Annotated in this window: 11 protein-coding genes; 10 read left to right on the top strand and 1 reads right to left on the bottom strand. The window is 40.1% G+C overall.

Annotated features, from left to right (window positions below; all coding sequences use genetic code 11):
* Window positions 1-187 precede the first annotated feature (187 nt).
* The 5 genes from HX021_RS03895 (at window position 188) to HX021_RS03875 (ending at window position 6,641) form a co-directional block, all read left to right on the top strand.
* A complete protein-coding gene (locus tag HX021_RS03895) occupies window positions 188-577 on the top strand; it encodes a DUF423 domain-containing protein (RefSeq protein WP_286588541.1) in 390 nt (129 codons plus the stop codon).
* Between the two features lie 230 nt (window positions 578-807).
* Window positions 808-3,291 carry a replication restart helicase PriA gene (priA, locus tag HX021_RS03890; RefSeq protein ID WP_286588539.1) on the top strand — a complete coding sequence of 828 codons (2,484 nt, stop codon included), beginning with the start codon at window positions 808-810 and terminating at the stop codon, window positions 3,289-3,291.
* Between the two features lie 197 nt (window positions 3,292-3,488).
* Window positions 3,489-4,145, top strand: coding sequence for a protein-L-isoaspartate(D-aspartate) O-methyltransferase (locus tag HX021_RS03885; RefSeq protein ID WP_286588537.1), 657 nt, complete (start codon window positions 3,489-3,491; stop codon window positions 4,143-4,145).
* A 204-nt stretch (window positions 4,146-4,349) separates the two neighbouring features.
* Complete coding sequence (locus HX021_RS03880) at window positions 4,350-6,173, top strand: MutS-related protein (protein WP_286588536.1); 1,824 nt, start codon at window positions 4,350-4,352, stop codon at window positions 6,171-6,173.
* Window positions 6,174-6,239: 66 nt separating this feature from the next.
* Window positions 6,240-6,641, top strand: a complete 402-nt coding sequence (locus tag HX021_RS03875; protein WP_286588534.1) for an acyl-CoA thioesterase — start codon at window positions 6,240-6,242, stop codon at window positions 6,639-6,641.
* Window positions 6,642-6,770: 129 nt separating this feature from the next.
* On the opposite strand, the gene smpB is transcribed toward HX021_RS03875, so the two are convergent.
* The gene (smpB, locus tag HX021_RS03870) at window positions 6,771-7,226 is read right to left on the bottom strand and encodes an SsrA-binding protein SmpB (protein WP_286588531.1); all 456 of its coding nucleotides are present in this window, start codon (window positions 7,224-7,226) and stop codon (window positions 6,771-6,773) included.
* Between the two features lie 410 nt (window positions 7,227-7,636).
* On the opposite strand from smpB, the gene spt reads away from it, so the two are divergent.
* The 5 genes from spt to HX021_RS03845 are packed head-to-tail and all read left to right on the top strand — an operon-like array spanning window position 7,637 to window position 12,060.
* Window positions 7,637-8,836: a serine palmitoyltransferase gene (gene spt, locus HX021_RS03865; protein WP_286588529.1), complete on the top strand. Its 1,200-nt coding sequence runs from the start codon at window positions 7,637-7,639 to the stop codon at window positions 8,834-8,836.
* 13 nt (window positions 8,837-8,849) lie between these two features.
* The gene (locus HX021_RS03860) at window positions 8,850-9,971 is read left to right on the top strand and encodes a hypothetical protein (protein WP_286588527.1); all 1,122 of its coding nucleotides are present in this window, start codon (window positions 8,850-8,852) and stop codon (window positions 9,969-9,971) included.
* Window positions 9,968-10,960 carry an NAD-dependent epimerase/dehydratase family protein gene (locus HX021_RS03855; protein WP_286588526.1) on the top strand — a complete coding sequence of 331 codons (993 nt, stop codon included), beginning with the start codon at window positions 9,968-9,970 and terminating at the stop codon, window positions 10,958-10,960. Before HX021_RS03860 ends, HX021_RS03855 begins: the two co-directional genes overlap by 4 nt.
* Window positions 10,961-10,969: 9 nt before the next feature.
* Window positions 10,970-11,662: a CDP-alcohol phosphatidyltransferase family protein gene (locus HX021_RS03850; RefSeq protein ID WP_286588525.1), complete on the top strand. Its 693-nt coding sequence runs from the start codon at window positions 10,970-10,972 to the stop codon at window positions 11,660-11,662.
* 2 nt (window positions 11,663-11,664) lie between these two features.
* Entirely contained in the window at window positions 11,665-12,060 is a 396-nt protein-coding gene (locus HX021_RS03845) for a GtrA family protein (protein ID WP_286588523.1), read from the top strand.
* Window positions 12,061-12,856: the final 796 nt, after the last annotated feature.

Genomic DNA, 12,856 nt, shown 5'->3' with positions numbered 1-12,856 from the left:
CTTGCGAGCGGCTTAGCTCATGACGGACTCATACATAAACAAACCTAATAAAAATATCTGGGAAGCGATAGAGAATCGTTCCGATAATAAGGCATTGTAATATAAATTTAACAAAAAATTCCTTAATTTGTTCTGTTTTTAATACATTTATCGGGAGAAACACATTTTCAGCATTCACTTTAATATAATGAATAAGAAAATCATTTTAGTCGCCTCTTTGTTGGGCGCTTTAGCTGTCATATTAGGTGCTTTTGGCGCCCATGGTCTAGAAGGAAAGGTAAGTGCATATCATATTGAAACTTGGAAAACCGCAAATCAGTATCATTTCTATCATACTTTTGCGTTATTGTTTTTATCTACTTTCTCCCGAGCGAAGACCTATTCTATCAAAGTTTCTTTTATTGCATTTTTAATCGGAATTTTCTTTTTTTCAGGATCTTTGTACACATTGAGTATACGGGAGATAACAGGCTTTGGTAATCCTTCGATATTGGGGCCAATCACTCCCTTGGGAGGATTGTCGTTTATTATTGGCTGGATTGCATTGTTTGTAGCTGCGCTGAAAAATAAATCATAATATAGACAAGAGTAGCATATTTAACTGTTTGCAAACAAAAAAGAGCCTTCTGAGATTTGATTCTGGAAGGCTCTTTTTTAGTCCTTGGAGCATAGTCTGGCTTCATGCTCTTATCTTTTTTCCCTTCGTGGTGCTGAGCGGTGAAGGGCCAGGTGCGTAGAATCGACAGAATGGGAAAATAAGGTCGAATACCGCTGTTTTTTTGTAATTTTATCGCATAATTAGAAATTATGTCCAATTCACAATCTTCTATTTTTAGTGAAAGAGATACCTTGTTTATTGATGTTGTCTTACCGCTTGCTTTGGCACGAACCTATACTTACCGTATTCCGATCGATTGGAATGACCGTATTAAGGTGGGCGTGCGTGTCATTGTGCAATTTGGACGGAATAAGATCTATTCGGCGGTAGTGAAGTCGATCAGTAATGAGGCACCAAAGCATTACGAAGCAAAGTATATTTTGGATATTATTGACGAGCATCCTATTGTCGATCTGGCTCAGTTTAAGTTGTGGGACTGGCTGGCCGAATATTATATGTGCAGTTTGGGCGAGGTGATGCAGGCTGCTTTACCATCGGCGTTGAAACTGGCCAGCGAAACAAGGGTTATATCCTCGATATCGGAAGAATTTGACCGTTCGACCCTTTCTGATAAAGAGTATTTAATCATTGAAGCTTTGGAAGTTGCCGGAGAGCTTAAGGTCAATGATATCATTAAATTGCTGGGGCAAAAAACTGTATTTCCGATATTAAAGCAATTGTTTGACAAGGGTATCGTCCTGATTTCAGAGGAAATAACAGAAAGATATAAGCCCAAAACAAAGGCCTTTTTACGTTTTGCTCCTGATTTTAGACAGGAAGATGCAAAGCGTGAGTTGCTGGACAGCCTCAACCGTGCACCTAAGCAACAGGATGCGGTTCTGGCATTTATGCAGCTTGTTAAAAAGACGGAAGAAATCACCAGGCCAATGCTGGTAGAAGCTTCGGGCTGTGGTCATGGAGCCATTACTGCATTGATTGATAAAGGTGTGTTTGAAGTGAAGGAAAAAGTGGTGTCCAGGTTTCAGGGTGAAGACGTGGAACTGGATGCTAATTTTCAATTTAATGAGAACCAACAACGCGCTTTTGATGAAATTCTACAGTCGTTTGAGGAGAAGGATGTCACATTATTGCATGGCGTGACTGCCTCGGGAAAGACTCAACTTTATATCAGGCTGATTGAACAGGCTATTGCGGAAGGCAAATCAGCCTTATATCTTTTACCGGAGATTGCTTTGACAGCTCAGATTACTGCCCGGCTGAAATTGCACTTTGGGGATAAGCTTGGTGTCTATCATTCAAAATTCAATGATAATGAGCGGGCTGAAGTATGGCATAAAGTGATGAAAAATGAATTTAAGGTGGTGATTGGCGCCCGGTCATCAGTTTTTCTTCCTTTTCAGGACCTGGGAATCATTATTGTGGATGAAGAGCATGAGAGTTCATATAAGCAGTTCGATCCGGCACCCCGGTATCATGCTCGGGACACAGCGATTTATCTGGGGTATTTACATCAGACCAAGGTGTTGTTGGGGTCTGCAACCCCCTCCTTGGAAAGTTATTACAATGCCAAAGCAAAAAAATACGGGTTTGTCCAATTATTGGAGCGTTTTGGGAGTGCCCAGTTGCCAACGATTGAATTGGTTAATATCCCTGAGGAAGGCCGAAAGGAAAATATGTTCTCTTATTTTTCAGGAACCTTGTTGAAAGCAATTGAAGAGGCTGTTAAGCATAAAGAACAGGTTATTCTGTTTCAGAACCGGCGTGGACATACCACCATGATCCAATGTAATACCTGTGGTTTTGTTGCCAAATGTGTGAACTGTGATGTTAGCTTAACCTACCATAAAAGTTCCAATATGATGCATTGTCATTACTGCGGTCATGTTGAGCCACCGCTTCGTGTATGCCCGGCATGTGGGATGCCACATATTGAAAGCAAAGGGTTCGGTACAGAGCGTGTGGAGGAAGAGCTGGAACTACTGATGCCGGAAATCCGTATAGGACGGCTGGATTTGGATTCTACCAAGGGTAAGTATGGTTTTGACAAGATTATCACGGCTTTTGATGAACACGAATTTGATGTGCTGATTGGTACACAGATGGTGGCCAAAGGACTGGATTTTGGGCGGGTCAGCTTGATTGGTGTAGTGAATGCCGATACCATTATTAATTTTCCTGATTTCCGTTCGTATGAACGTGCTTATTCATTGTTCTCTCAGGTCGCTGGCCGGGCTGGTCGGAGGGAGGCTGGAGGACGGGTAATTATTCAAAGTTATACCACGAATCATCGTGTGCTGGAGCAAGTCGTAAACAATGATTACGATGGCATGTTCATGACAGAGATCACGGAACGCAAGAACTATTTTTACCCTCCTTTTTACCGTCTTATCCGTATTGATATCAAGCATGCCGATTTTCAGAAGTGCTACGATTCGGCCAATCGTTTTGCTGTTGCCCTACGTCAGCAGTTAGGGGCAAGGGTATTGGGGCCTGAGCCGCCATTGATTTCCCGGGTACGGAATAATTTTATTCAGACAATTACCTTGAAGATTGAGCGCACGAACATCAGCATGGCTAAAGTAAAGGAGCTGATACGTGCTGTTTTATTGGACTTTGAGCTTGATAAGGGGAATAGCGGCGTGCGTGTTCAGGTCGATGTGGATCCTTATTGATCGGCTCCCTGTAGTATTGGAGTCTACTTGCTCTCTTGCTGTTAGATTCTGAAAAGGCATGTGTTACTTTATTGCTGATGCGCTTCAGACGACTACTGTTGTGCCAGGTGCATTCAAAACGTTATATTGAATTGATGTTAAACGATTTGCGAATAGTTCCCATGAATATGCCTTTTTAAAAGTAAATTTGAAGCACCATGGCATATAAGTTTATTGATAATTATCGGGAGAAAGGTGCGCGTAAGAAATTGGTGGAGCACTTAAAGAGTCGAGGTATTGAAGACCAAAAAGTATTAGATGCCATCGGAAAGGTGCCTCGTCATTTCTTCTTTGATGAGACGTTTTGGAATCAGGCTTATCGGGACATTGCTTTTCCGATTGGTGATGGACAAACGATCTCTCAACCCTATACTGTCGCATATCAATCCGAATTGCTCCATGTGAAAAAGGGGGATAAAGTACTCGAGATAGGAACCGGGTCCGGCTATCAAACGTGCATTTTATTGGAGTTGGGAGCCGAGGTATATACGATAGAGCGCCAAGAAAATCTATACAATCGAACAATTCAGGTATTGCCATACATGGGGTATAAGCCACATTTCTTTTTGGGCGACGGTTCGAAAGGGATCAAAGAACATGCGCCATATGATAAGATTATCGTAACAGCTGGTGCTCCATTTGTACCTGAGGTGATGTTAAAGCAATTGAAGATGGGCGGTATTTTTGTTATCCCCGTAGGGGATGAGAAGTCCCAAAAGATGATGACGATAATTCGTGTGGGGGAAAATGATTTTGACCGTATAGAATTGGATACTTTTCGTTTTGTCCCTTTGGTGGGGGACCAAGCATGGTAAGCCAAATTTATGACGAGAGCTGCCCTAGCTGTCTTTAATCTGAGAACGCCTTACTTATTCGCTTTTTTGTTTAATTTTTACAATATAACAATCGAAATAAACGAAAATAGGAAGGTTTTCTTTATTTTTCCAATAGGAATGATCCAAATTGATTCTTTGAATTCATGCATCAATTGAACATACACGAATGAATAATCTTTATATATGAATCCAATCGATATGTTATATGGCCAAAAGCATCAGGAGATTGCTTCAAGGGTTTTAAAGTTAAATAAACAGGTAAATAAGTTGAGCCTGTCTCGACTAATGGTTATTCTTGGTGGGGGAGGACTGTTGTTTTATACCTTTCAACTGGAAAATCTGCTGCTTGTTTTTGTGTGTTTCTTTGCATTACTGTTTTTATTTGCCTACCTGGTACGCAGGCAAAGCCAACTTGAAATTCAGAAAAAATACGTTGAGTCCTATCTGCAGGTCTTGACCAACGAGCAGGCCATTGCGGAGGGCAAACCCAATATGTATGCACATGGAGACGATTTTTCGGATGGAAACCATCCGTATACCTCTGACATGGATATATTTGGTGAATATTCATTATTTGCACAATTAAATCGAGCTGCCACCAAACAGGGAATAGATCTTTTGGCTTCCTGGCTCAACGCCCCATTGGACAGCACGCAGATTCGGCGAAATCAAGAAGCTTCTCAAGAACTGGAAAATGAATCAGATTGGCTCTGGGATTTTCAGGCTAAGCTTTTAGCGAGCATGAACCACCGATTGGATATCAAGGCATTTTTGTCCACTTATTTTCAGGACCGGAATTTTCAGTTTGGCAATGCCTTTATGCACGGGTATGTCAAAATTGGACCAATTCTATTTTTATTAGCCCTTGCAGGAAGTTTCATAAACTCAAAATTTTCCGCCATAGCCATGCTAATAGGGTTGTTTCATATTCTTTGGCCCTTGGCAAAAGCTGGAAGTGTGGGGATATTCTCTTCTAGGATCGATAAAATAGGTGGCATCTTAGGAGCTTATGCGGATGCGATTCGTTCCATTGAAAGTCATGAATGGAAAACGGTATCGTTGCAGGATCTGGCCAATGAGCTGAAGCGAGGTCATGCCGAAGTACCTATTTCCAAAGCGTTTCAGCAGCTTGCTGGTCTTATCAATAATCTGGATGCGCGGAATAATGTACTGGTAGGTGTATTCCTCAACCTCTTTCTTCTTTGGGATTTTAGGCAGGTACTGGCAATTATCGAATGGAAAAAGAAATACGAATATGAAATTGTAAATGCATTTGACACTTTGGCAAAAATGGAAGCCATTGTTAGTCTAGCGGTTTGGAAGCGAAACCATCCAACATATGTGTATCCAACGATCCTCAACGACCCGCTTACTGACCGGATTCTGGCGAAGGGTATGTGTCATCCATTGATTCCTCATGGACAGGTCGTTGCAAATGATTATGATAGTTTGGACCATCGGGTGGCCCTGGTGACAGGTTCGAACATGGCTGGGAAAAGCACGTTTTTGCGTACTGTTGGTATCAACGCAATTTTAGCTTATGCAGGCGCCTCTGTGGCAGCAATTTCGTTTCAACTGCCTATTTACAGGCTCATTTCGTATATGCGTATCAGAGATAATTTAAATGAGAGTACCTCAACGTTTAAGGCTGAGTTGAACCGGATGAAATTTATACTGGATACTGTAGCGTCTCATGCTGATAGTTTTTTTCTGATTGATGAAATGTTACGAGGAACCAATTCTGTGGATAAATACCTGGGATCACGGGCAATTATAAAAAAATTGGTGCACCTAAGTGGAAAAGGGATGGTGGCCACGCATGATTTACAGTTGTCCAGCTTGGAAGAGGAGTTCCGGGGAGAGATCAAGAATTATCATTTTGATATTCGTGTGGATGCCGGGCAGATGGTGTTCGACTATAAGCTGAAAATGGGCGAATGCAAAATCTTTAATGCCTCTTTATTATTGAAGGGAATAGGGGTTGATATCGATGAAAATATGGAATAAAAATGAGGTATTTATTTTAGGATTGGTTACATTTGTGACCTCTTATTATCTACTAAATAAAAATAAATGACTTTACAAGAACGTATTGATTTGTCGGAAACGCATGTGTGCAGTACTGTTTTTCCGTTTCTGACCAATCATCACGACACTTTATTTGGCGGTAAGGCGATGTCCATTATGGATGAGGTGTCTTTTATGGCCGCAACGCGGTTCTGTCGGAAAACATTGGTGACCGTGTCAACTGATCGTATTGATTTTAATAAAGCGATTCCTTCGGGAAGCATTATTGAAGCTATTGCACGGGTTCAGCATGTAGGGCGAACGAGCTTAAAAGTCAAAGTGGAAATATATCTGGAACATATGTACAAAGAAGGGCGAGAGCTGGCTATTGAAGGGGTCTTTACTTTCGTTGCATTGAATGAAAATAAACAGCCAATCCCCGTATTGGAAGGGCTGGATATTGATTAGTTTCATCCTGTGTTAGCTTAGGTTATCCCATATAAGAATAATCCTGTCGATAAAAAGGGGGCTTAATTTCTTTAGTCCCCTTTTTATTATCAACGCTTTACACCAGCAGCATTTGCCAGGCGCAATAGGTTAAAACTTCATCACGCGATCAAGTTCACGTTTAGCATCTCTTTCTTTGATGTTTTCTCTTTTGTCGAAATCTTTTTTACCTTGAGCTAGAGCGATTTCAACCTTTGCAAAGCCTCGAGCGCTGATAAAGATGCGTAAAGGAATAATGGTAAAACCACGTTCCTCACCTTTTTCTTTTAGTTTCTTTAGTTCTTTCTTTGTCAGCAGGAGTTGTCGATCGCGTTTTGCTTCGTGATTATAAAATGAACCCATGGAATACTCGGCGATATGCATGTTACGGATATATAATCCGTCATCGAAGAAACTACAGAAGCTGTCATTGATATTCGCTTTTCCCTCACGTATGGATTTGATTTCAGTACCCAGTAACCTAATCCCTGCAATGTACTTGTCTAATAAATGATATTCAAAAGAAGCTTTTTTATTTTTTATATTGATATCTGAAGATAAAGCCATATATTGTTGTATATTAGTAAGTCTATACCATTGCTACTGCAATGAACCTAAATGTAACTAATTATAGGATAATTTAAAGTTCGCAAATATAATTATTAAAATTGTCTTATTTTATAGTAGAATTGTGTGTGAGATGTTAGCGGAGTATTAAAATAAAATTAACTGTTTTGAGGGGATGTGTTAAAAATATGACTAAATTTAAGTGAAAGTCAGATTATGTTTTCGTATGTTTGCAACGTTTTTTGGAATTATTGTGAACATATACAACGTAGAATTTCAACTTACATTGTGGGTAAAGCAGATTTTTAGTCGAAGGCAGAGTTTTTTATATAAAAGTCCAATTCGATAATTTTGTTTGTTACAATAACATCTAAAAGTTAGAAATAGTTTTAGAAATACCTTTTTATCGCATGAGTAAAGGAAAGTTAGGCGAAAAAATATCGCAATTCAAGATTGTAGAGGAGTTGAAAGCTAAGGGCTTATATGCCTATTTTAGACCTATTCAATCAAAACAAGATACCGAGGTAAAAATCGATGGTAGGCGTGTGTTGATGTTTGGCTCTAATTCTTATTTAGGGTTAACGACTGATACACGGATTATAAAAGCAGCGCAGGATGCTTTGGAGAAGTATGGTACTGGATGTGCTGGATCTCGTTTCTTAAACGGTACGTTGGATATTCACGTAGAACTGGAAGAAAAATTATCTGCTTATGTAGGTAAAGAGGCTGCAATTCTTTTTAGCACTGGGTTTCAATCAAATCTTGGACCTTTGTCCTGTTTGATGGGGCGTAATGATTATATTTTATTGGATGAACGGGATCATGCTTCCATTATAGATGGCAGCCGTTTATCTTTTGCAAAAGTGATAAAATATGCCCATAATAATATGGATGATTTACGTGCTAAATTATCCAGACTACCAGAGGATAGTGCCAAGTTAATCTGTACCGATGGTATCTTTAGTATGGAAGGTGATATCGTTAACTTGCCGGAACTGACAGCAATCGCCAATGAGTTTGATGCGGCAGTTATGGTCGATGATGCGCATAGTCTAGGGGTTATCGGAGAAAAAGGAGCTGGTACAGCTTCTCATTTCGGTCTTAATAACGACGTTGATTTAATCATGGGCACCTTTAGTAAATCGCTGGCGTCTTTAGGTGGATTTGTTGCAGGCGATGCTGATGTGATCGATTTCTTAAAGCATAACGCGCGTTCGGTGATGTTCAGCGCTTCAATGACTCCTGCTTCGGTAGCGTCAACATTGAAAGCCTTGGAGATTATCCAGACTGAACCTGAACATATTGAAAGACTTTGGAAAAATACAGCATATGCCAAAGCACAGTTGTTGGATCATGGATTTGATCTAGGTGCTACGGAGAGCCCTATTTTACCGATCTTTATTCGCAGCAATGAAAAAACATTCTGGGTAACAAAAATGCTTCAAGATGATGGTGTTTTTGTTAATCCGGTGGTATCTCCAGCGGTTCCTGCAGAAGAATCTTTGATCCGTTTTTCATTGATGGCAACACATACTTATGACCAAATTGATGAAGCAATTGAGAAGATGGTTAAAGTATTCAAACAAGCTGAAGTTGAAACATTAATATAAAATCTAATCGTATATGATTCAGATTGTACCCGTTGAAACAAAGAAACAAAGACGGTTGTTTATAGATTTCCCTCATAGTCTCTATGAGGGAAATCCTAATTATGTACCAGCCTTATTTCTTGAACAAGAAGATCTGCTTTCCCCCAATAAGCACCCGTTCTATAAACATTCTCAAGCACAGCCTTTCTTAGCTTATCGTGATGAAAAAATTGTTGGCCGGATCTGTGCGATTTGGAACAACAATCACAATGCCTTTAATCAGGTAAATGAAGGGCAGTGGGGCTTTTTTGACTGTATTGACGATCAAGAGGTTGCCAATGCCTTGTTTGAGACGGCAGAAAAATGGGTGAAAGCCAAGGGGGGCGACACCATTGTCGGACCGATCAATCTATCGACCAATGATACTGTCGGTTTATTGGTGGAAGGGTTTGACCGCCCACCTGTCGCTATGATGCCTTATAATTCGCCGTATTATATGGAATTGATTACTAGGGCAGGCTATGGACAAAAGGTTGATCTCCGTGCATATTTGGTGATGGAGAATACCGCCAGTCAACGTTCAGTGAAATTGTTGGAAAAATTAGAAGAACGTCTGAAAAGATCGGGAATTACATTGCGACAATTTAATGTTAAAGATTTCAAAAATGAAGCGGCGAAAGTCAGGGAAATCTACAATAAAGCCTGGGATAAAAACTTGGGTTTCGTCCCGATGACTGAAGATGAATTCAACTATACCGCTAAAGATCTCAAAATGATCCTTGATCCGCGTTTTGCTATTTTAGCAGAAAAGGATGGCCAATTGATTGGGTTTGGGTTAGGCGTTCCAGATATCAATCAGATTCTTATCAAGATCAAGAAGGGGCGTTTGCTTCCCACTGGGATTTTTAAATTGCTGTTTGGGATGAAGAAGATCAACTTGTTGCGTGTATTGATGTTGGGCGTCTTGGAAGATTATCGTAAGCTAGGGATTGAGGCTTGCCTATATGGCCGTATTATTAAAAATTCAAAAGGCTCGAATATTAAAGGGGCCGAATGTTCATGGATGTTGGAGCATAATTATATGATGAACCATGCTATTGAACAAATTAATGGAGAATTGTACAAACGTTACCGTTTGTATCAAAAATCATTATGATAGAGAAAATATTGATCACTGGAGCGAGTGGTTTTGTAGGTTATCATTTAACAAGGGCAGCAAAAGCGGCAGGGATGGAAGTGCATGCAGCTGTACGTAAGTCGAGTGATGTGTCGGAGATTCGTTCTTTTGTGGATAAGTTTGTTTATCCTGATTTCGCAGATATTGCCTCCCTGAAGGCTTTATTGGAGGCTGAGAATTATACCTATGTTGTTCATGCTGCGGCAATGACGCGTGCCAAAAATGAAGGCGATTTAGAGAAAGTCAACGTTGACTATACCAAAAATTTAGCTTCAGCGTGCTTCTCATTAACAGTTCCAATCCAAAGGTTTGTATTTGTCAGTAGCCTAGCCGCAATAGGCCCGGTCAACTATGATGCCGCGTTGATTGATGAAAGCAACCCCTATCATCCGGTCACAGCTTATGGACGCAGTAAAAGAAAGGCCGAACTTGCATTGCGTGATTTTGAGGAATACCCCGTGACTATTCTGAGGCCCACCGCGGTTTATGGCCCAAGAGAAAAAGATATTTTTATTCTTTTTAAAACGATGAATGGGGGAATGGATGCCTATGTTGGAAGATCTCCCCAAAAATTGAGTTTTATCTATGTGGCCGACCTCGTTCAGGCAATTTTGAATGCTTGTCGTTTTGATCAGGGTGGAAGACAGGTGTATAACCTGAGTGATGGACAAGTATATGATCGTTATGAAATGGCAAAATATTTTAAGGAGTTTAGTCAAAAGAAAATGATCCGTATGCATATTCCCCTGGGAATTGTAAAACTGGTAGCGCAGATTTTTGAACGTTTATATAGAAATTCAAATACGATACCTGTACTGTACCCTGAGCGATTGAACGAGCTTACGGCCGAAAATTGGGGCTGCGATATTTCATTGGCCCAACGACAAATTCAATATGCCCCCCAATATAATTTGAAAGACGGTTTAATGGAGGCGTTGGTTTGGTATAAAGAAAATAAATGGTTATAATCGCAACAGATGAGTGAGTTTAAAATTAATAAAAAACTTTTTCAAGACCGGAAAAGAACAAATATTCTAAGTCAACCCGAGCAAAAATTAATTACTTATCTGGTTCCTCGGATTCCGAATTGGATTACTTCAGATGGGCTCACGGCAATTGGTTTTTTTGGTTCTCTCATGGTACTGGGGAGTTTCCTTCTGGCAGAGTATGTCGATATCCGTTACCTCCTTTTAGGAATTCTAGGTTTTTTTGTGCAGTGGTTTGGTGATTCCTTGGATGGACGTATTGCTTTCTATCGGAATAAGTCACGCCGCTGGTATGGGTTCGCATTAGATATCGTGATGGATTGGATCAGCACGGTTTTTATCGGTCTAGGTTATGTGCTATATACGACAGGCGATTTTAAGTATTTAGGATTTACTTTGGTTGCTTTATATGGCTGGGCAATGATTATCTCACAGCTCCGGTATCGGATTACGGATAAATATACAATTGATGCCGGGATCCTCGGTCCAACGGAAATACGGGTCATTATCTCTTTGGTTATGTTATTTGAAGTAGTGATGCCGGGTTCCATTAATTGGAGTGTGCTGGTGATATGTATTTTGCTTTTCATTATCAATACGAATGACACTCGGTTACTCTTAAAACTGGGCGATGCAAAAGATAAAGAAGATAAATTAAAGAAACAGCAAGAAGAGTCCCATTAAATATGTCTTCAAGAGTTATTACTTTTTTAAAAGCACAGCTATCCGCCTTTTTGGGCGGATTGTTTGATTTTGGGGTATATTCTGCCTGCTACAAGTTGTTACAAATCAGTGCCCCTTTTTCTAATGCAATCAGTGGTAGTCTTGGTGCCGTTGTGAATTTTTTGATTAATCGATATTGGTCATTTGGAAGTACACAGCATTCTGTAGGCAGTCAGTTATGGAAATTTGTCCTTGTAGTTTGTGGGAGTATTTTGTTGAAATCTACTGGAATCCACTTTCTGGTAGATATATATCACTTGAATTTCCTATTTTCCAAGCTGGTTGTTGAGTTGCTTGTTTCTTTGGGCTTTAATTATACCCTTCAGCGTTTTTGGGTTTTCAGACCCGATAAAGAATAATTTTTTTAAATTTCTTATCTAATTGGATTATTTTTCATTGTAACTTGTATCAGCCTTTCTTCTCTTCTTACGACCATAATGAGATAGTTTAGATTCACTTTAGTCACATGTAACTGTTGTTCCTGTCCATGTCTCATATTCGGTGTTTTTTGCTTTATAGGTCGCTATACTTTGTAAATAATGTTGTGTTTCTGTGGACGGGTTTTCTATTGAAGGAGATTAAGTTTTCTATTTGCTTAGATATTGTATATAATTAAGTTAGTTTTTAGTTAGCTTTTGTCTAGCTTCAACCTAAACTAAACCTAAACTAAACCTAAGTAAAACCTAAGTAAAACCTAAGTAAAACCTAAACTAAATCTATACTAAACTGTTAATTGATCAGGACTTATATTACACCAAGCCCTGGTTAGAAACGATACAACATTGCCTCGTGTGAACTATATCCTTCAAGGCTTAGGTCAGGCTAGCCGAATCGCGGGTATGGATTTTCCGGAGCAGATCCGGGGGGGGCGGTTGTAGACCACTTTCCAGCGTAGTCAGCTTTTTCTGTGTGTGCTGCCGACGTCCCTTTTTCGGTTCGGCTAGCCAGGCCTTTGTGCTGGAATGACCTTCCATAAGTTCGTGGTCCTTGCAGCGGCCTACTATATCTACCTTTGCGACTGGGTCCTTGGCAGGAGGGCTTTCAGCCCCCAAGGCCTAGTTCCTCAAAAAAGAATCCACCAAGTTCACAGCGAGTTACAGGGATATTGAAAGAAAATAAAACAAAAGGCTTGGAATTCTGCACGAAATCTCCCTA

Source organism: Sphingobacterium sp. N143 (genome assembly GCF_030325625.1).
Taxonomy (GTDB): domain Bacteria; phylum Bacteroidota; class Bacteroidia; order Sphingobacteriales; family Sphingobacteriaceae; genus Sphingobacterium.
Note: the sequence above shows the minus strand (reverse complement) of the source record. Positions and strands in the feature narration are given on the sequence as shown.